The organism is Akkermansiaceae bacterium (assembly GCA_024233115.1).
GTDB lineage: Bacteria > Verrucomicrobiota > Verrucomicrobiia > Verrucomicrobiales > Akkermansiaceae > Oceaniferula.
In genome coordinates, this window is sequence record JACKQB010000001.1 from 673,877 (window position 1) to 694,963 (window position 21,087).

General features: G+C 56.0%; 13 protein-coding genes. 2 read left to right on the top strand and 11 right to left on the bottom strand.

Annotation, left to right across the window (positions count from 1 at the left end):
• Nucleotides 1–33 precede the first annotated feature (33 nt).
• The 3 genes from H7A51_02840 to grpE all read right to left on the bottom strand — a co-directional run bounded on the left by H7A51_02840 (nucleotide 34) and on the right by grpE (nucleotide 2,734).
• The gene (locus H7A51_02840) at nucleotides 34–762 is read right to left on the bottom strand and encodes a 16S rRNA (uracil(1498)-N(3))-methyltransferase (protein ID MCP5535153.1); all 729 of its coding nucleotides are present in this window, start codon (nucleotides 760–762) and stop codon (nucleotides 34–36) included.
• Nucleotides 763–937: 175 nt separating this feature from the next.
• Nucleotides 938–2,092 (bottom strand): molecular chaperone DnaJ, encoded by a 1,155-nt coding sequence (gene dnaJ / locus H7A51_02845; protein MCP5535154.1) that lies wholly within the window; start codon nucleotides 2,090–2,092, stop codon nucleotides 938–940.
• Between the two features lie 3 nt (nucleotides 2,093–2,095).
• Nucleotides 2,096–2,734 (bottom strand): nucleotide exchange factor GrpE, encoded by a 639-nt coding sequence (gene grpE / locus H7A51_02850; protein ID MCP5535155.1) that lies wholly within the window; start codon nucleotides 2,732–2,734, stop codon nucleotides 2,096–2,098.
• 112 nt (nucleotides 2,735–2,846) lie between these two features.
• Here grpE and H7A51_02855 point away from each other — a divergent pair, with 112 nt between their 5' ends.
• Together H7A51_02855 and H7A51_02860 are read left to right on the top strand one after the other, a co-directional pair.
• Entirely contained in the window at nucleotides 2,847–3,263 is a 417-nt protein-coding gene (locus H7A51_02855) for a hypothetical protein (GenBank protein ID MCP5535156.1), read from the top strand.
• A 253-nt stretch (nucleotides 3,264–3,516) separates the two neighbouring features.
• A complete protein-coding gene (locus H7A51_02860) occupies nucleotides 3,517–4,602 on the top strand; it encodes a transporter (protein MCP5535157.1) in 1,086 nt (361 codons plus the stop codon).
• A 796-nt stretch (nucleotides 4,603–5,398) separates the two neighbouring features.
• On the opposite strand, the gene H7A51_02865 is transcribed toward H7A51_02860, so the two are convergent.
• The 8 genes from H7A51_02865 to H7A51_02900 all read right to left on the bottom strand — a co-directional run bounded on the left by H7A51_02865 (nucleotide 5,399) and on the right by H7A51_02900 (nucleotide 21,085).
• Entirely contained in the window at nucleotides 5,399–6,925 is a 1,527-nt protein-coding gene (locus H7A51_02865) for a GIY-YIG nuclease family protein (protein MCP5535158.1), read from the bottom strand.
• On the bottom strand, nucleotides 6,909–8,459 hold the full coding sequence (locus H7A51_02870; GenBank protein MCP5535159.1) for a sulfatase-like hydrolase/transferase: 1,551 nt from the start codon (nucleotides 8,457–8,459) through the stop codon (nucleotides 6,909–6,911). The genes H7A51_02865 and H7A51_02870 overlap by 17 nt, the downstream gene beginning before the upstream one ends.
• A gap of 14 nt (nucleotides 8,460–8,473) precedes the next feature.
• On the bottom strand, nucleotides 8,474–10,000 hold the full coding sequence (locus H7A51_02875; protein ID MCP5535160.1) for a DUF1566 domain-containing protein: 1,527 nt from the start codon (nucleotides 9,998–10,000) through the stop codon (nucleotides 8,474–8,476).
• 222 nt (nucleotides 10,001–10,222) lie between these two features.
• Nucleotides 10,223–13,549 (bottom strand): SUMF1/EgtB/PvdO family nonheme iron enzyme, encoded by a 3,327-nt coding sequence (locus H7A51_02880; protein MCP5535161.1) that lies wholly within the window; start codon nucleotides 13,547–13,549, stop codon nucleotides 10,223–10,225.
• A 134-nt stretch (nucleotides 13,550–13,683) separates the two neighbouring features.
• The gene (locus H7A51_02885; GenBank protein ID MCP5535162.1) at nucleotides 13,684–15,993 is read right to left on the bottom strand and encodes a glycoside hydrolase N-terminal domain-containing protein; all 2,310 of its coding nucleotides are present in this window, start codon (nucleotides 15,991–15,993) and stop codon (nucleotides 13,684–13,686) included.
• An 81-nt stretch (nucleotides 15,994–16,074) separates the two neighbouring features.
• Nucleotides 16,075–17,490 (bottom strand): efflux transporter outer membrane subunit, encoded by a 1,416-nt coding sequence (locus tag H7A51_02890; GenBank protein ID MCP5535163.1) that lies wholly within the window; start codon nucleotides 17,488–17,490, stop codon nucleotides 16,075–16,077.
• Nucleotides 17,487–18,725 (bottom strand): HlyD family efflux transporter periplasmic adaptor subunit, encoded by a 1,239-nt coding sequence (locus H7A51_02895; protein MCP5535164.1) that lies wholly within the window; start codon nucleotides 18,723–18,725, stop codon nucleotides 17,487–17,489. Before H7A51_02895 ends, H7A51_02890 begins: the two co-directional genes overlap by 4 nt.
• Nucleotides 18,722–21,085, bottom strand: a complete 2,364-nt coding sequence (locus H7A51_02900) for an FtsX-like permease family protein (GenBank protein MCP5535165.1) — start codon at nucleotides 21,083–21,085, stop codon at nucleotides 18,722–18,724. The genes H7A51_02895 and H7A51_02900 overlap by 4 nt, the downstream gene beginning before the upstream one ends.
• Nucleotides 21,086–21,087 lie beyond the last annotated feature (2 nt).

A 21,087-nucleotide genomic window follows, 5' to 3' on the forward strand; every position in this document is an offset into this window, starting at 1 on the left:
TCTACCCCGGCTATTATGGAAAACCGGCGTGGGTTATAATGCCGACAGCTCGTGCTGGAGGATGCTCAGGCCATAGAGGGTGGCGGTTTCCACGCGCAGGACGATGTTGCCAAAGCTGATGGGCTGGAAACCTGCGCTGTAGGCGGCCTGGTATTCCCCGGTAGAGAAATCCCCTTCGGGACCAATGAGCAGGGCGATGCTTCCCCGGGGAGGGGATACCGCAAAATGGGATTTCAAATGCACCGATTGTGCATCGAGAGCTGCGATCAGGGCGGTGCCGAAAGGCTCCGGGTTCTGGACCCAGGGGGCAAACAGGACGGGCTCCCTGATCTCCGGGAGGTGGTTCTGACCACATTGTTTACAGGCTTCGAGCGCGATGCGTTGCCATTTGAGGCGTTTTTTATCGACCGATTCCGGTCGTGCCACGGTGTGGGTGGTGATCAGCGGCTGGATGGCGCTGACGCCGAGTTCAACCGCTTTTTGTACGATCAGCTCCATATTCCCCCCCTTGGGAATGGCCTGGCAGAGGATGACCGGGTGGTCGGTTTGTGGATTCTGTTGTTGGCTGAGCAGGCGGCACGTCACCTGGTCGCGGGAGGCCGAGAGGATTTTACAGACGGCGGATTTTCCCTGGCCGTCAAAGACCTCGATCTCGTCGCCCACGCGCGCGCGCATGACCCGCGCGCAGTGCCTGGCCTCGTCGCCGGTGAGTGTGAGGGTGTTATCCTTCCAAGCACCGGCGGGGAGATAGTAGCGGTTCATGGTTTGGAGTGCGGATGGCTTGGCTCCGCCTGGTGGGCGGACGAGGCTTGCCTCGTGTGGCGGGGTTTTATCTTGCTGGTGAGCTTTACGGGAAGCAAAGTGCGGCTATACGCCGGCGGGAAAAATCGGCGAGCCGATTCAGAGGAAAGCGGTGGCAAGCCACACGCACTCCATATTAAGATCCAAAGAAGCGTTTGGCCTTCTCTAGAAACGACTCCTGCATCGGGTTGTTTTTGACCCCGATCGACTCGGAGAACGCAGTGAGTTTTTCTTTTTGCTCGTGGTTGAGCTTGGTGGGCACTTCCACGTGGACTTCGACGTGCAGGTCGCCTTTTCCTCCGGAACGCAGGTCCTTGATACCGCGATTGCGGAGCCGGAAGGTCGTGCCCCCCTGGGTGCCTGGCGGGATCTTGATCGACGATTTCCCTTCGAGTGTCGGCACTTCGAGCTCACCACCGAGGGCGGCGGTGGAGAAGGGCATCGGCACCTCACAGTAGAGGTCGTTATCCTCGCGTTCGAAAACATCGTGACGCTTGATGTGCAGGAAAACATAGAGGTCGCCCGGCTGGCCGCCGCGGAGGCCGGCGTCGCCATTGCCGGTGGAGCGAAGGCGGGTGCCGTCGTTGACCCCGGCGGGGATGTTGATCTTGATGCGGGTTTCCTCGTTTTTGCGTCCCTCGCCCCGGCAGTCGGGGCAGGGGTCGGAGATGGTTTGGCCGGCGCCGTGACAGGCGGGGCACTCGGATTGCTGGACAAAGATACCGTGCTGGCGTGTTACCGCGCCATGGCCGCCGCAGGTGGTGCAGGATTTACGACCGTTGCCGCTTTTGGAGCCAGTGCTGCTACAAGTCGAGCAGGCTTCGAGTTTTTCGATTTCGAGTTCCTTCTGCACTCCCCCGGCCGCTTCCTCCAGGGTGATTTCGAGGTCGTAGCGGAGGTCGCTGCCCGGTTGTCTGCCGGACGGGTCGCGGCGTCTGCGGCCACCTCCAAAGATGTCTTCGAACCCACCGCCGCCAAAGGCACCGCCAAAGACCTGGGAGAAGATGTCGGAGGCATCATGGAAACCACCAAAGCCACCGAATCCACCACCGCCGCCGCCACCATTTTCAAAGGCAGCGTGTCCGTAGCGATCATAGGCGGCGCGTTTGTCCTCATCACTGAGGGCCTCGTAGGCTTCGCCAAGTTCCTTGAACTTATCCTCGGCTTCGTGGTCGTCCGGGTTTTTGTCCGGGTGGTATTTGATCGCCAGCTTGCGGTAGGCTTTTTTCAGCTCAGCGGCAGTGGCGTCTTTGGAGACACCGAGGACATCGTAGTAGTCGCGTTTAGACATGGCTTATTCGCTTTCTGGCTGGTCAGAGGATTCTCCGGCTGAGGCACCGAGGGCTACGATGACGTTGGAGGGGCGCAGAAGGCGGTCGCCGATGGTGTAGCCCTTGCGGACAACGCGGACGATCTTGCCTTCCCCGATCTCGTCGCTGGCCTCCTGGCTGAGTGCTTCGTGCACCTTGGGGTCGAACTCGCCACCGATCTCGGCAGGAATCTCCCGGACGTTCTGTGAGCAGAGAAACTCGCCAAGCTGCTTGTGAACCATATCCATACCCATGTAGAGCATCGATCCCTGCTCCTGGGCGGCGGCTTGCATGCCCATGTCAAAGTTGTCCAGCACGGGAAGCAGCTCCTCGAGCAGGCTCTGGTTGCCGTAACGGACGGCGTCGAGTTTCTCACGGGTCATGCGTTTGCGGAAATTATCCAGCTCGGCGGCGGTGCGGATGGCCTGGTCCTTCCACTTGGCGGCTTCGATTTCCAAGGCTTCCCAGGGGTCGATTTCCACTTCCTCCGCGGATTCTCCAGTTTCATCAGCCGCTGCCTCGGGGGCAGGGGATGACTCCTCCACAGACAGTTCATCGTGAACGTCCTGGGCTGGGTTTTCTTCGTTGATGGTGTCTTCGCTGTTTGGCGTCGGCTCGTGCATGGCGACACACATAGCCAGACATCAGGCTTCGTCAACCATTTCATCGGTCAGAATGGGAAGAAAAAAGAACAGCTTGACTGTCGGGCCAGCAAAAGGCAATGGGTGCGTGGTTATGCCCACCTGGCTAGGAAAGTGCTTATGTATTGCCGCTGCCATCGGGGTGCTCGACGGGCACCTGATGCTGGCACAGTCGTGGGCATGGGCTACGATGCTGCATGACAGGGCACCTGAAATGGGGGTTTCGGAAGCGCTCGACAGCACGTTCAGCGGTGCCGCCCCATGCCCGATGTGCTGCGCCCTCCAGGAGGAAAGGCAGGAAAAGAAGGAGCAAGAGTCTGTGCCGGAGAGTAAACCGACGGTTGAATACCCTCCGGCCGCCCGAATTGCGGCATTTTTGTTATTTCCCCCAATGGTTGGATTTGAAACCCGGGCCATGAGAGAGGATTCACTGCTGGCGAGTCGCCTGGAGGCTCCTCCATTGCCGCCGCCCCGGCTGGTGTTTTCTACTGCCGCGCATCAAGATTTGTGAAAGAGCAGCTTTCGTAGCGAAGCGTTTACACCCTTCGTTGGTTGGCGCGCTGAAAACCTTGAATCAAACGAAGGGTGCAAACCCTTCGCTACGGGGAATCATCATATGCTCCAGCATCGTTTTTGATGCACGGTCCTTAGCTCATTTGAGAGGTTCTCTCATGAGAATCCATGTTTCCCCATATTGAATGGGGGTGAATGTGGCTTCATCTCTGATTTTAATCCAATTTCTAATTTCTAAACTCAATTTTACTATGAAAAACTATTTCTATCTCTCCGCCACCGTTTTAGTGGCTTTTACTGGTGCCCTTTCACCTTGTGTGAATGCCGGCGTGCCTATTGCGGTTTGCAAAGATTGTAACGATCCCGACTGCACCTGTACCGATGCCTGTGGCTGCGATGCCGACGGCCATGATTATTTTACCCACGCACCGATAGGGGTGATGGGGGATCACATCCACCGCAAGGGTGGGCTGATGGCATCCTACCGATACATGTTTATGAGCATGCAGCGTAACTACGACGGTGATTCGCAAATCTCCGATGCCGCCGCGCGTGCTGGCTACATGGCATCGTCGGCCGACATGGATATGCAGATGCACATGCTCGGTGTGATGTATGCGCCCAGTGACCAGGTCACCCTGATGCTGATGACCAATTACCTCGATAGCAGTATGCTCAATATCAACATGATGGGTGCGAGATCCATCATGCGATCCGCAGGCTGGGGCGATACCTCATTGTCTGCCTACTACAGCCTCTATAAAAAAACCGACAGCAGCGCGCACATCGGCTTGGGGCTTTCTGCTCCAACGGGGTCCATCGATGAAAAAATGGCCGGTGGTGCACACATGGGGTATCCCATGCAGCTAGGCTCGGGCACCTGGGATCTGAAACCTTCCCTCACCTGGCTTGGCGGGGCGAACGACTGGTCGTATGGCAGCCAGCTTTCCGCGGTCATTCATCTGGATGAAAACGACAACGGCTACACTCTCGGCGACAGTGCCAGTCTGACAGGCTGGGTGAGTCGCAGGCTGAACACCTGGTCGGCTGTGTCCTTGCGCCTCACTGGCAGCAGTTGGGAAAACGTCGATGGTCACGACAGCAGGATGCCGGTCATCCCAATGGGACCATTGGCCGGCCAGCCGATGGCTGGGGTCGCTGATCCGGACGCGCGGGGCGGTTCCCGCATCGATCTATCACTTGGCTTGAACCTGTGGGATACCCAAAAAGGCACCCGTTTTTCAATCGAAGCCGGAGCGCCCGTCTATCAGAACCTCGATGGCCCCCAACTCGGCACCGAGTGGTTTGTAAGCGCAGGTTTCCAATTCTCATGGTAAATGCCAGTTAAAGAATCCTAAGAATCCAAAATCTCCTAAGAGAATCCGGTCTCGTGTCGTTTCCCCTCATGAAGCGGGAAGCCGAGCGAGACCGGCTGACTGTATTCTCCGTTCCGCACCCTGACACATGTGTGTGTTCCCCTGGAGGTTTCCAGGGTGCGGGACGGTTTTTTTGCTGATCATGCAATGATGACGCGCGTCGGCAGTTGATCGCCTCCCGCGACGGCGGCTGGTCTTTGAAGGGGCGGGTTTTACCCAGCGAAATACCTTGATGCAACAAATCGTTTCCTGACCCCATTTTCTGCCTGGAGCCCCATTTGGTATGCCCTCATTTTTTTGACCCCTGACCAGTTTTATTCTTTCTCAAGCAGGCTCCGAATTATCTTACGGGCCAATAACTCGTTAATCTCCCTATGTCGTGGAACAGGCTCAGATCGGCCTGTCGAAGGATGATGAAAAATGTCGTGCTTACCACCATGACGCAGTATCTCACATCCTCTAATCTATTGGTCTGTACCTTAGTAACGTGCTGAGACTGGGAGCGGCAAGGGACAAGGTGAAAATGGCGAGCCGAAGTCGAAAAGGGCCATGGAGGATAGCCAATGTGGAGGTCGTGCGCTTTGCAATGACCAATACGTGGCTAGAAAGCCAAGGGCTCCATAGTCTGGAAAAGCAGTGGGTGAACGCTCGCTACCCTGAAAAGCAAAGGAACAGCCTAAGGGTGTAAGACTGACGCATCGAAACCGCCGTGCTACGGATCCGTATGGCCGGTGGTGTGGGGGGCGGTAGTTAGAACCTACCGCCTACCCGATTCGGCTCTTGGTTTTTGCGATGCATCGTCCCCATCGAACGACGCTAGGAAGATGGCGCCGAGCCAGTCGTTGGAGGTTATCGCCCGCTTCGGGTCGCCGTTCTCCAGAAGCTGTTCGATAACCGCTTTAATGTCGGAACTCGAAAGTTCGAACCACTCACCACGGCGGCGTAGGTGGGCAAAGTCGCCGTGCAGCTCATACTCGAAATCGCTTTCAGTGGGCACGGCAATCCTCAACTCGACTGTAGGTGCTTCAGACTGAAGCGTCTTCTCCCGCCGTTCTGGATTCTTGCTCTTGCCAATCTTCATCAATCCGTTGCGCGTATCCTCCATCAAATAGGTGAAGACATCATAGGACGACCGAAGGATGGCATCGTCAAATCGCTTTGCAGCTTCTTCAGCCTGTCGTCGTTCTTCCTCTTCAATGATGGCCAACGCAGCGCACTCAATCATCTGTCTGCGCTCACGGAGATACCTCGTCTTCCTGAAAACGTAGGTAGAACTATGTCCGACAGTAAGCAGCTGATGGTGCTCGCTCTCGGAATAGGATTGAGTAAGATCGTGATTCTGGAACGTCTCTCGCATCCAACTCTGAAAAAACTCCCGCAAAACGATAGTTCCGGACTCCGTGAATTGGTGGAAAGCCCAGTAGGCCTCAGAGGGAAAGGGATCTTGACAGTATGCAGCAATAACCTCCGCAAGGTCTCTAATGATCTGAGGGTATGGGCGATCCTCGAACAACGGAGGGAATTCTTCGAACTTAAACTTCAAATCCCATGAGCCGGGTTTGTCGGGGATACCAAAGCTCTCGGGACAAAAATCCTTATATGAGTAGGGAAACTTGATCGTAGGTTTAAGCCCGAAAGATTCAATTTCCTCGATTGCAAGGCGGCCTGAATCCTGGATCAAGTCCCGGGGAGATAGATACCGGACAACTCCGGGTCCCAATGTGATGGTGAGGTGAGGAGAATCGTAGGACCCTTCTTCTGTCTTCAGGACCTGAGGCGGCCGAGTAGGAATTGGATCAGGAGGCTTGGACTCCAAGACAGGCTTCTGCGGCTGCGGTATGGAAGGCTGCGGTCGAATGTAGCCAGAGCTTCTTGTCTCCTTCAGACATGGCATGCAGACTCCCCCGGTATGTGATGCCGTAGTGGGCAGAATCAATGCACCACATTTGGGACATGGAAGTCTCTCGATCATCTCTTCAATTTCTTTTCCTAACATTGTTATTCGTTGACTCGGGTAATAGGAACTTACAGATGCTTGACCGTTTAGGATGATTAAGCAGAGAGTGTTTACCCAATCTAATTGCTGTGATGCTATTATTTTCTGTTGGGGTAGGTCAAACAAAATAATAGTTAGGTTTTGGATATCTTCGGGTTTCTCTTGTTCCTGGAGGTTTTGTTCTATTACGGGTTTTGCTTCCGTGTCTTCTGTGTTTTTAAAAAACATCTTCCCTTTTTCGCGCATTTCTTGCGCTCGACCGTAGCACCTGTTAGCGAGGGATTTCATCCCCTGAAATGACGCCGTCGTTGTTGCTGTCCAGATGGTTGAATCGGGGTGGCGGGCCGGTAAATTCCTCACGGGACACCTTGCCATCGTTGTTTTGATCAAAGCGACTGAGGAACCCCCGGTTTCCCCCTGGACCACGCTGGTTCTGTGGTTTGGCAGCGGCATCGTAGGCGGGGTTGGGTGACGGCATCTGGGCATGGATTTCCCTGAGGTAGGAGGTCAGCATGGCATGCATCTTTGCGGCCTTCTCCGGCTGGGATTGACTCAGGTCGTTGCTTTCCCCGATGTCGTTTGTTAGATCGAACAGCTTCGGTTTCCCCGATTCATAATCGAGGATAAGTTTGTCGTTTCCTACCCGGATCGCCGACTGCGGCACCTGCTTTGGCCCCTTGCCGTAATGGGGGTAGTGAAAATACAAGGCGTTTTCCGGTCGTTGGACCTTAGCTCCTCCAGAGCTGAGCAGGGGTTGCAAACTCACACCTTCGACCCCTTTGGGGAGAGGGGCCTTCACTCCTGCCCATTCAGCAACCGTGGCAAACAGATCACTGCCGATTACCATTTCCTGACGGCGGACCTTGGCTGGCACGTTCGGCCCGGCGATGATCATAGGCACTCGAACCCCTCCTTCCCAGAGGCTACCCTTGCCACCGGACAAGGGTGCGTTTTCCTGATTCCTGCCGGGGCTGGCGGCACCATTGTCGGAGGTGAAAATCACATAGGTGTTGCGGGTGATTCCCAGTTCATCGATGAGGTCTAACATTTTACCGACCGAGCTGTCGAAGTCTGCGGTCATCGCGGCGTAGTCGGCATTCTGATGGCGTTTGCCTGCCGGGAGTTTGGAAAACTTCTCGCGTGTGCTGGTCAATGCCGACACCGGTGCATGCACGGCGTAGTGTGAAAGCTGTAGATAAAAAGGAGTGTCACCCTTCGACCGGGCCCGGATGAAATCGATGGCCCGCGTGGTGATGCCGAACATATCCTTCGGGTTCGACGCGCTTTCAGGGGCGTTATTTCCCGTGTCTCCGTCGTGGACATCAAAGCCATGTTTGCCAGGTCCTCCGCCATTGAGATGCCACTTGCCGAAGTGGGCGGTGGCGTAACCCTGCTGCTTGAGTAATTCCGGCAAGGTGATTTCGGCCTCCGGCAAATCCGTGATGTGCCTGGGCTGGGCGACCTTTTGCCATGTCTCGGCTTTGCCGCCCCTGCCTGGTGTGGTCATGTGCAGCTGCGCCGGACTTTTGCCCGTCAGGATCGACGCCCTGCTTGGTGAGCACATCGGTGCGGGTGCATAGGCGTTGGAAAAACAGGTGCCACGGTCTGCCAACTGGTCGAGCCGTGGAGTCTGGTAGAAGTCGCTACACGACTCAGCAATCCCGGGGTCCAGCTGGCGCGACAAACCGGTCCACCCCATGTCATCGACGAGGATGAAGATGATGTTAGGTGGCTTGGTTTCGGAGCCAGCGGCTGTGGCAAACATCATGCCAACGAAGAGGCTGATGAGGGAGACCATGGGAAATAAGCGGGTTGTTCTCATGATGGCGTTGGGGTTTAGCGGCGATGCGGTGGGCTGGGACGTCTGTTAGCTGGCGGGCCGGTGGGGGCTTCCTGTTGCGAGATATAGCCGTCGCCGTTTGTATCGAGATGGTTGAAATGGTTTTTCGGCCCGTCGAATTCATCTATGGAAACCTTGCCGTCCTTGTTGCGATCGAGCCGCGCCACAAACCCGGCCCGGCCAGCGGGAGGTTGGCGGTCGTCCCTTGTGATTCCTCGCTCCGGCGCTGCTGGAGCTTGCTGTGCTTCCGGGTTGGCTGAATGGTCGGGTTTTTCCACCGCCGGCCCGGTCGTCACCGGGTTTGCCTTCCCTCCGCGCACGCAGCGGACGAAGTTGTAGATCCGCAGCACATCACCCTGTGGCCCGCGACCGTGCGGGGTGGCCGAGGGGTCGCCGGATTTGGGATCACTGCGCTGGCAGCCGGCACCGTGGACATCCATGAGGATTTTATCGCCGGTCCGCCGGTCCGTCATCCAGCCGTATCCTTTGCCAAAACAAACATACACCGCCGATCTTCCGCCGCCGCCCCTTCGGTGGGTGGTGCCCGTCCAGTAATACGGGTAATCATTTTCCCCGCCTTCCGTGACCCGACTGGTCTGAAACAGGGGATCAATGGCCGCCGAGATTGTGGTCGCCGGGGAGCGCGAGTAATCGACGATGCTTTGCAGCTCCTTGGCATTGGGCAGCCGCCAATCGGAATGGCCTGCATAGTCGAGCGACTCGGACCACGCCAGTGCCTGCTGCCAGTTTAACTTGCCGTCCTTGTCCTTGCCCGCCTTCAGCATCCCGCTATCCACCGTCATCCATGTGAGTCCGGTCGCATGATCGGTGATGGTGCCATCCTTGTTGTCGACCAATTTGTTTTTCCCGTAATGATCATTCCCCCGGACGTAGAGGACAAAAAACTTTTTATCAGCATTTCCGCGCGGGTCTTTCATCGGGTATCCCTTGATCCTGCCGTCTGCAAAATTCACCCCGAACACGGTGTCATTGCCGCGCATCGTTTGGTGGACATATTTTGTTGAAGTGGCGAACTGGGAGTCGATGATCCGCTCGGACTGGGCACCGTTGTTAGGGTTGCCGTATTGGAATTTGAAAACCTGTGTGTCGATAAACGGCTTGAGCCTTGAGGTATCGGTGCTGTGGACATCCGGATCTGTGCCGCTGAACAGGATCAACGAGTAGAGTTCCTTGATGGTCGGTAGCCGCCAATCCGAGTGGCCACCGGTCCGGCACTTCGAGGCTCCTTGCACCGCCTGCCGGTAGGTCATTTTCTCCCCGGGATCGGTCTGCCACATCAACCCGGTAACCAGATCGGTGGCGGTGCCATTGCCGTGCACCTGGTAACTTGGTTGATTGCCCGCATAGTGTGCGTCCTGGCCGAAATACGGTGATTGGACTTGAGGAAAAGCCACCTGCACCTTGTCGTCATAGCAGCGTATCTGGCCGGTATCGACAATCGGGTAGGTCGGCTGTTTCGCTGTTTCAGCTGCGGCCAGGCATGTTCCGGCGAGGGTGCCCATTGAAAAACAGGCGCCAACTAGAGGCAGTGCAATGCGTGTCGTTTTCATTGTGATGTGGGGGTGTTTTGGTTTCCGTATTGTTTCAGTCTTGGTTTCAAAACGCATACTGATGACACTCTATTAAGCGGATGTGTTTTCCCAACATCTTTTTTGTTAAGCTGGTGTAAAAAGTGAATGGCGGCCGAGGGAGCTTCCAGAGTGGAGTTTGGCCCGGTTTTGAGTTCATTCTTCAATGATGATGCGGAAGCCGACGTTATAGACCTTTTGGTAACGAGGGTAGGCAAGGCGGTGGCTTGAGGTGGCCCGGTGGGGTCGGTCTCTCCATGAGCCGCCACGCACGGTGCGGAGGATGTTGTCGGGCTCGGTTTTTGAAACATCGGGATACGACTGATAGGTGGAGCGTGTCCACTCGGCGACGTTGCCGTGCATGTCGTGCAGCCCCCACGGGTTGGCCCGGTATTTTTTGGGAGGCTGGGCGAGGAAACTGCCGTCGTTGACGCTGTTGACGGCAGGGGTGTAGGCTTCGTAGCGGTTTGGACTGGGGATTTTTACAAGCTGGAAATACTGGTATTTCCCTTTGGCGGAATCCTCGACGTAATCCTGGAGCCGGATATCGGCGAGATTGGAGTAGGCGCTGAAGTCGGTTCCATGCTGGCCGTACCAGAAGGGGGTTCCCGTGCCGGCGCGACATGCCCATTCCCACTGGGCCTCGGTGGGCAAGGTGACCTTTTTTCCCGTCTTATTAGACAACCAGCTACAGAAGGACATGGCCTGATCCCAACTGAGACGTACTGCGGGGAGTTCATCCTTGTTAGTGTCATAACAGGCTTGTCCGAATTGATAACCCTGCCGGTCTTCGGAGCGGCTGTCATGGGCTGGTAAATAGACCCTCAGCTGGGCATTGGTAATTTCCGCATCAGCCATCCAGAACCCCTTTTGGATGGTTTGGTGATGCATGGGGAGCTCGTCTAACGATCCATCAGGTGAACCCATGGTGAATGTTCCGGAAGGAATATAAACAAGACGGACCGATTGCCCGCCACCGAGGTCTACAGAGATACTGTCGCGCTTCCCGGAGGATACTTTGGCGGTGAACTTCAATGCCCCTGATTGACGGGTATGCTTTTCAGCCTGTTGATCAGGAATGGGGTGTTGTTGGGGAGCTTTCGCAGGTTTGGGGTTGGTGGCTCCGAAGGGTTTGCGATAAGCGCTGTGGAGTGCTGCCAGTTCGTTGGAGCGTTGCATGCCTTTTTTGACCCCCGCCTCCACGGGAAGTCCGCGCACGATGTCGAGACGGTTTCCGTGGTAGGGAGTGTTGAAATCAATCCAACGGTAGATGCACTGCCACTCATTTTGATCTAACTTCACTCCATGGTGCCCTTTTTTCAGCATCTGGACAAGTTCGGTGGTGTCGGCACTGTATTCCTTGGGTGTTAGAATGCCCATGTCGCTTTCAATACCAGGTCCACGGGCGAGTTTGAAAAGTTGGTAGTAGCTTTCGGAGAACCGACCACCAAAGGTAGGGCGGGCTGATCCTGAGTAACGCACATTCCAATCCTTCAAGGGGATTGCGGTGAGATTGGGGATCGGGTTGGTGAGGTAGTCTTGACGCGTGCTGGTGTAACGACCATTGGCGGGATGGCCGTCGTGGCAACTGACGCACTTTTGGTCAAGGATCGGCTGGAGCTCGGAGGTAAAACTGAAGTTTGCAACATCCTCTAACCAACTTTCCAAAGGGAATGGTGTGGAGGTGGCTGCCGTGGTCTGTTTGGGTAAAGGGCTTTCGTGTGAGCTTTCGTGGCAGCCCACACAGGACACCCGCTCACCGGGTTGGCCGATGAACCAGCTGCGCATGATTTGCAGTGCCTGGCCTTCGGCATCGAGTGGCAGTAAAAAGATAGGCGTATTCGCCGGTATGGTGAAGTGGGCTGAACCATCGGGGTGGACAGGAACGGTGCCGAGGACTTTTTTGATGTCCCAGGGGCCGTCCATGCCAATTGTGCCTAACAATCCTCCACTTCCCTGTCCGGGATGAGGTGAGCTGGGTGAGAACTCGTATGAGCAGACGCGCAGGGACTTGACCGTGCCACGAGGAATGCCCTTGAGTCCGGGGCCGTGGTAAATGTCCTGGATATAGACACTGGCAGTGCTTTGGCTATCGTCCACCCGGTTGGCAAGAATCGGAGGGGGCGCGGTTTTTTTCAGGGGGATGGGTTCAAAAAACCCGTAGCCTTCCTGCTCCATCAGCAGGGTGCGGTTATCAAAGATATCAACCAGATAGACACCCCACAGTGCCTCGGGCGATGGTTTCATGGAAACCAGGAAATACTTGCCGGCTCCCTTGTTGGTATTGCTTTGGGCGACAGGAAACGGCTGAGTCATTTGCGGCCAGATGCCATCGGCGAGACGGTCACGAACCGGAGCATCAACCTTTTTCCCATAACCGGGGATTTCCTGGACCACACCATCCGCGTCGTGTTCACCGAGACGGGGGTCGACGAGTAACATCCTTCCCGTGCGTGAGTTGCCGTGGTGTCCCGTGGCAATTCCCACCACCATGGACGCGTGGCCGGGGATGGGTCGGGCGTAGAAAAAGGATGTGGGGAAGTAGGAGTTGGTAAACAGATAAGATTTCTGGCTGGTGCCATCCGGGTGCATGGTCATCAGGATACGCGAGTTCGAGTGGGGGAGGTCGCTGTATTCCCAGCGGAGATAGAGAACCCGGCCATCGTTCATCATGGTGGGGCACCAGCTGCTGTCCTGGTCGAATGATAACTGCCGGCTCTTTCCTGTGGCCGGCGTGAATCGGTAAACACTCGACATGCGGGGTTTGCCATCGATGCATGGCATGCCGCAGAAGGTGGCGGTGGAGGTGAAAATGATATCGCCATCAGGGAGGTAGCAGGAATCGAAGTGATCCACATCCATGCCGTCTGAGTCAGGAGTGATTTGGTTGAGGTTCTTGCCATCGGTGCCGATTTCAAACAACCGGTATGCGCCCTGGGCGTTAACTGAAGAGAACATGACTTTATCACCATTGAAATGCAGATCTAGATCGCTGATGAGCTGCTTCTTCGGAGTTTGGAAAATGGGCTGGTAGGAGGGGCTTTGTTTGAACGATTGAATCAGCGCGATTTCGCTGGATAGGTTGCGGTTTGAATTCCACATCGAAGAGAAATTTCCAGCCGGCATACCGATGTTTCTGCCCATGGAGGTTCTATCCCTGTTTTTGCCAAGATGCCTTCGGACTAACAGGATGTTGTCAAAATCAAGAGCCGGGTTGGCAAGCAGGGCACGCTTCTGAAGTCGGTTGAGAGCCTCGATTTTCGGGGTGGTCTCACTGAGTCGCTCGACCATGCGCAGCTCCGCAAGAAACTTTTCCCCCTCATAGGCCTTGCCGTGGTCTTTTTCAATATCGTCGATCGCCCTGCGCAGAGAGGTGATTTTTTCCTCCGTCGTTTGGGTTTTGACCACCTCGGGAAAAGGCACCGATGTGCGGCCCCCTGGCTTTTTCCCCACCTGTCCGTCCGCCGCGATCGACAAAGACATGAACAAACTCAAACACACCAATCCATTTCCAGGGGACCTGACCGTCATAGTGGTTTTCACTACGTGTTCCGGGAGGTCGATATATCATCAGATGCCATATTGCGATAGAAACCCGGGTAAGCAGTCGATTGAGCTTATGGAAGAGGCGATACGGCGCGGCCGGCTGTGAGCTTGATGGTTTTTGTCTTGCCTTCGATGACGACATCCACCGATTGATCGTGCTGTGAAAGAAGTTCCGCGCTTTTGAGTTTTCCGTTTTCCCAATCCATATTGACGGTGATATTCCCCCTCGCTTTGAGGCCTTTGACGGAGCCTGTCTTCCAGCGGTCTGGCAGGGCGGGCAGGAGCAGGATTTTGACGCCGTGGCTTTGCACAAGCATTTCGGCCACGCCAGCGGTGTAACCAAAGTTACCATCAATCTGAAACGGTGGATGGGCGCACCAGAGGTTGTCGTAGACCCGACTGCTGATAAAGTTGTTGATCAGCTTGTGCGCCCTGTTGCCATCGTGGAAACGTGCCCAGATGTTGACTTTCCAGCCCATGCTCCAGCCGGTGGCGCCGTCGCCCCGGTAGTTCATCGATTGTTCGGCAGCGGCTGTTAGTTTTTGGTCGCGTCCTTTGATGATCTGGCGACCTGGGTAGACGGCCCAGAGATGGGACATGTGGCGGTGCTGTTTTTTGTTGATGCCTTCTTCATACTTATCCTGTCGCCACTCATGGAGCTGGCCGTATTTTCCGATTTTGAGTGGCTGGAGTTTGCTTCTCAGTTCTTTGAGCCTGGTTGCCAATGCTTGGTCGGTGCCGAGAATGTCGGTTGCTTCAATGCAATTGGTGAACAGCTCCCAGATGATCATGGTCTGGTAATAGGCACCATCGGAGAGAGGCCCCCATTCCGGGGAAAAACTGGGTGAGGCAACGAGGTGGCCCTCCTTGCTCGTCTGGAGGCTATCGACCCAGAATTCGGCGGCGCCCTTGAGGATCGGCCAGGCGACTTCCTTGAGGTATGTTTGGTCCTGGGTGTATGCGTAGTGGTCCCAGATATTCTGGCAAAGGAAGGCGGCGCTTTCGGCCTCCAACATGTGGATGCCACGGTTAGGCCCCGGAGGTGTGTATCCCCAGACGTTGGCTGAATGGTGGGCCACCCAGCCGCGGGCGTTGTAATGAACTTTCGCGGATTTCTCTCCGTTTTTCTGTAGATCACGCGTCCAGCGGATGACAGGTTCAAAGCATTCTGATAGATTGCACTGGTCGGTAGGCCAGTAGTTCATCTGCATGTTGATATTCAGATGGTAGTCGCCATTCCATGGGGGGGTGTTGGAGATGTTCCAGAGCCCTTGCAGATTGGCTGGCATTGAGCCGGGTCGGGAGCACGCTATCATCAGGTAGCGACCGTATTGGAATACGAGATTTTCAAGGCCGGGGTCGTTTTTATCTTTGGCGTAGGCCTTGCGTCTCTCATCGGTGGGGAGCTTGGATCGGTCGTTGCCGTCGATTTGCAGGGTAACGCGCTGGTAGAGATTCTGGTGGTCGGCAACGTGATCTTTTTTGATGGCGGGGTAGGGTTTTCCTTTGATGTCGGATAGTGTTTTTGTGTTTTTGCTCTTCGGTGATGAGCCTAGATACCGGGCTTCCATGGATAGTCGGTAGTTGGTAGCGCCGGTCATGATGACGGTGAGTGCATTGGCGCCTTCGATTCTCAAGGCAGAGGCATCGTTCACAGCGGTGACCTTGCCGCCTTGGGGGTGAAACTGGTAGCGGGCTTCGAATTTCATGCCTGTCTTGCCGGGCGTGCCGGTATCGATTTCGCCTGTAACAACCAGGGTATTCCCCTCGACGGTCACTTGGCTTTTTTTATGCAGGGATGAAAGTCCGAAGGTCAGGTTGATCGATCCTTTTTTATCGGCAGTAAAGCGCATTACGGAAACCTGGTCAGGATAAGAACAGAAGTATTCACGCTGGTAGTGCGTGCCCTGGTGGAGGTAGCTGACGTGGGAAACAGCCGTGTTGAGATCGAGGCTACGACGGTATTCGCTGACATTGTTGAGGTCGTGGCCGATGTCGATGTTGGCATTACAAAACGATTGGTAGGCTCCGAAGTCGGGTTTTCCGTAGCCATGGAGGCTACAGAATTCCATGGCGACTTTTTTGATCTCCGACTGAGGTGCATCTTCCTTGATGAGCTTGCGAAGTTTTTTGAGTGTCTCATAGGAGCCTTCTCGGTCGTTCTTCGGTTCGAACCAGCCGCTCCACATGCTGTCTTCATTGAAGACGATGGTTTCCTTGTCAGTTTCGCCGAAGGGGATCATGCCGATCCGGCCATTACCAAGCGGCAGACCATCCGTCCAGGTCTTGGCTGGCTTTTTGAACCAAAGGGATGTGGCGTTCCCGGCAAGGGCGAGGGTGCTTGTTAGGCAGGCGAGGAGTAGATAGAGTATATTCTTCATCATTCTATGGATCTGATGAAGGAAATACGCCCTAGGATCGGATTTCGTTCAAGGTATAAAAGAGTATTTGGTACAGCGTTTCTAATTCCACCCACCACCGAGACTTTTATGGAGGCGTATCCAGAGTTGCATCATCTGGCTTTTTACCCTGATCTCGGTGATTTCGACCTCGCGCAAGCGCTCTTCTTCGACGAGTACATCGATGCGATCGGTAGCGCCTGCCTCATAGTTGCTTTGAATGCGTTTGACAGCTGACGCGGTGGCGGCCCGGGCACGTTGCACGATGGCGAGTTTGCGTGTTTCTGAGTGGAGGTTGGCCAGGCTGGATTCCACTTCGCCAATTGCGGCGAGCGATGATTTCTGATAGCGCAGCATGGCGGCTTTTTGCCGGGCATTGGCAGCTTCGAGAGCCGCTTTGTTCGAGCCGGCTGTAAATGGTGACCACCGTACTTGCGGACTGTATTGCCAGAAAAAGTCGGAGGGGTTAAATAGATTGCCGGACGAGCTGCTGACATTGGCCGGACCGCCGCCGATGGAAAATCTGGGATAAAAACTGGATACCGCCACACCTATGTCCTCGGTTGCGGCTGCCAGCTCACGTTCTGCGATGCGCACATCGGGTCGGCGCAGAATCAAGTCGGCGGGAAGTCCCGTGCGCACCATGGGTAGCGAGGCAGGCAGGGACCGGGCGGCGACGCGACGCCCGTCCAGGGCACCGGGTTGGATACCTAACAGAAGCGAGAGGCGTCGGAGTTGGGTAACGATGCCGGCTTCGAGAGGTGGGATGTTTGCTTGGATCATCGCGAGCCGTGCGCGTGCGCGGTCGAAGTCCAATCGACTACTGGCACCGGCGGCAAGGCGTTGTTTGGTGTCATTGGTTTGCGATTGCTGGAGTTTGACCTGTGCATTCACCTTGGCGAGCTGCTCACGCATTCCTGCGATGGTGAAATAGGTTTCAGTGACCTCGGCGGCGATAGCGAGTCGGGTGGCATGCAGAGCTTCCTGGGCGGCTTGCTCCCGCGCCTTGGCGCCACGGATTTTTCTTTTACCTCCGCCAAAGACATCGATTTCCCAGCTGACATCAATACCGGCACTCCAGTATTTCAGTGAGCTGTCCAGAAAGCCAGCTCCGGCCATGGTACCGAAGGAATCGAGGCCGGGCATACTGGACAGGCTGGTATGTGTGTATGAGGTGCTGGCATCAGCCCGCGGCAGGATGGCACTGGCTGCCTGTTTTCGGAGTGCCCGGGCTTCACGTATGCGCTGCCCGGCGATGGCGATGTCGTGATTGTTTTCCAAGGCTTGGTCGACCAGGCGGTTCAGCTCGGAGCTGCCGAGCTTGCGCCACCATTTGTCAAGACTAACAGGTCTGCTGCCGCCGCCCCTGAACTTCGCGGCATGCCCGACCTTGGGTGGGCCTTGGTAGTCGGGCCCCACCGGTTTGCAGGCGCTGAGTAATACACACAGGGTAATGGACGTGAGTTGGATTGTTTTCATGATCTTGGTTTGATGAGGGTGCCGTCTTCGATGCGGTCGCTTGGATGCAGAATCACCTGGTCACCGGCATCGAGGCCGGTAAGGACTTCGGCGGAATCACCATTGTTCCGGCCAATTTCGACGGTGGTGAGTCGGGCGCGCCGCCCCTCGATTTTATAAACCGCCCAGTTCTTGCCGTGGCGAAACAAAGCCCCTGCGGGAAGCTTCAGGGCATCCTTGCTTTCCCAAATGATGATACCCGCCTCAACGCGATAGCCGTCACCTATCGAGTCAGGGATGGTGTCGGGTTTTTCAAAATCAGCGATGACATTGACCCGTTGTTCATCGACGCCAAGAGCCGAGACCTTGGTGAAAGCCGAGGGTTCTACCAGACGAACGCGGCCGTGGAGGGCGGGGGTGCCGCCCCAATGCCGGATGATGATTTGCTGCCCGGGCAGGATACTGACAGCATCCTGGGAGAGCACATCAATCCGTATCTCCAACTCCCTGGGGTTGCCGATTTCCAGCAGGGGAATCCCCGGTTGCAGACTGCGGCTGCTTTTTTCATGAACCCGCAGCACTTGGCCATCAACGGGGGAGTGGATGATAAAAGTAGCGTCGTCGTCATTGTTGTTAGTCTCGTCAAAATGAAGCAGTGCCGCCTCGGCGAGCTTGAGCTCGAATTCTGCGATGGCTACCGCTGACCTGGCGGCTTCACGTGCGTGTTTCGCGGCGAGGTAGGCGCTTTCGATTTGCTCATAGGTCGCATCGGAGACGCTGCCGTTGTTATGGAGGGATTGGTTGCGCAAGTAGGATTTTTCCAACTGGGCAGCCTCCATCTTGCGGGCTTCCCACTGCGTTGTGGCGCTGTCGATACCCGCTTTGGCGGCGTTGACTTGCGCCACGGCCTGCCGTCGCGCACGCGGGTCCAGCAGCCCCGGGGCAACCGGGTTGATGATGGCGAGCACATCCCCCTTATTGATGATGTCTCCGGGGTTCAGGGAGATGCGCTGGAGCTGTCCCGTCAGCGGCGTCGAGATGGTGTATCGATCGCGGACGCGCGTTTCTCCGTCGTCGTCGATCGTTACGGTCATGGCACCTTGTCCGACGGTACCAAGGTCGACCTCAATGGCTTTTGGCATAAATGCCAGGGATACCAGCCCGACAACAATCGCCAATGGAACCAGCCATTTGAGTGAACGCATCAGGCTTCGTAGCCTGGTGCTGGTGGAGTTGTTTTTTGGGGAGGAATTCATTCGCTAGTTTTGAGGGCTGTGACCATATCGAGCTGGTCTATTTTACGCCGGACGATCAGACCTGAAACGGCGGAGGCACAGAGGATGACAATGGCGGAGAATCCGTAGGTCGAGGGGTGGATGACAAAGGGCATGCGGTAGAGCTCGGTTTCCATGGCCTTGGCCATGAGCAGGCACAAGCCATAGCCAATGAAAAGCCCCACAGGAATGGCCAACAGGGTGATGACGGCAAGTTCGCCCAGCAGGATGGCTGATACTTCACCTCTTGTTAGTCCGATCACCCGCAAGGTCGCCAGGTCACGGCTTCGTTCTGAAAATGCGATCCTGGCACTGCTGTAAACCACGCCGATGGCAATGACGGATGCGAAAAAGATGTTGAATAGCCTCATGCGCAGGAGGTTTTCAGCAAAGGTGTCCATAAAGCTCTTGATGGTGACTTTTTTCAACGAGATGCCAGCGACACCAGGTTTGTCTTTGAGGGTAGTAAATACCTCGTCTTCGTGGCGTTCGTCCAGAATAAGATAGGCGCCGGATACCGCCCTGCCCTCTCCGAGCAGTCGGTTGAGAGATGTTAGGCTCATGTAGGCCGCGGTGCCGGTGAAATCCGCCACCAAACCGGAGACGCGGACCCGGCGTATCGGACGCTCTCCCTCGAGAACCTCCACTTGCACCCAGTCGCCGACCTTGAGTTGGAGGATTTTTGCCAGTATTGTTGAGATGATGACTCCGCCTCCGTGCACCGGGATGACCTGCTTGTCTTGATCGAGCAGACGGAACAAGTCCTGCCCCTCGGCAATGCCCGTGATGCCGAGCTGTTTGGTTCGTTGTCCATGGCGTAATCGTGCCGCCACCATGCGGAATGGCTCGGCCTTGATGACACCAGCCACATGCTCCAGCTCAGTGATTGCACGTGCGGGCATGGCATCGACAAACTGGACCCGGGCATCATCGCGCTCGGCGGTGCCGTATTGGAGATCGATCAGGTAATCGATCGAGTCCTTGCCAAAATTTCCCACAATCAGGATGGCGCACGAAAAAGCGATGCCGAGTGAGGTCAACATCGACTTCACCGGGTGGCGACCTATTTCCCGAACCACCATACGGGCGGGTTGAGAGAGCAAAGAGCGGAGGCCGATACGTTCTAACAATGAAGGCTTGTAGCTTGCCGGAGGTGCTGGGCGCATGGCTTCAGCAGGGGGGAGTTTGATCGTGGCACGCACTCCTCCTACAACGCCAAGGAATCCCGCTGCGAGAGCCATGGCGAGCGCTCCCAGGTAGACATTGAGTCCGGGAGATACTTCGATGACAGGAAAGCGGTAGATGGCTTTATACATCGAGATCATACCGCTGGACATCCATGTGCCAAAGAGGCAACCGACGACAGAGCCCAGCAACACGATCACCGAGGTGAGTTTGGTGTAGTGCCAGCCGATTTCAAAATGGGTGTAGCCAAACGCCTTCAACGCCGCCACTTGCTCACGCTGCATGGCAAGGATCCGGCGTAGCGAGATGTTGAGCAGGAAGGCCGCCACGGAGAGGAAAATCATCGGCGGGATCATGCCCATGGTCTTGAGCCCTTTGAGTTCGTCCTCGATGAAGCGGGCCGATTGATGGTTGTGTCGCGTGATCGCCCCCGTCCCTCCGTAGGGTTTGAGCAGGAAGTCCAGCTCCCTGATGACCTCGTTTTCATTGGCTCCTTTGGAAATGGTTAGAGATAAATGGTTGAAGGCACCTTCCATATCGGCGACCGCCGCGAGCTGCCGCCGGCTCATCCAGAAAATGCCGAAGCGTTTGTCGTCTGGAAACATGCTGCCGGGTTGCACCTGGATCAGATACTCCGGCGACAGGGCGATGCCGACCACTGTTAGGTGTTGTCGGCGACCACGGATCGTGGCGGAGAGTTCTTGCCCCAGCCTGATCATGTGGGCATCGGCAAAGGGCTCGCTGATGACGACCTCGCCCGCGCGTGTGGCTTCTGGGCGACGTCCTGATAGAAGATGAATCTGGTTTAGTCCGGAGTTGGGGCGGACCGGGAGCGACACGGCCTGACCACTGGCAGGCTCGGACATACCCGGCATATCGAGAGTGATGGCATCAATGACCCGATGATCAACTGCGGCGACGCCATCGATCAGCGCCGCCCGCTCCGCGATGTGCGTGGGGGCCCGGACGAGTGCCGTGAAAATCTCTGCAAAGCGGTTGTCGGCGTAATAGCGCTCCTTGGCCTCGGAAAGCGATCTGAGTGTGGTCATCGACATCACAAAAACAGCGATCCCGCAGGCTACCACCGAGCTGATCGCCAAGGCCTGGCCTTTCATCGAGGAAAGGTCGCGAAGCAGTTTTCTATTGAGTGCTTTCATCG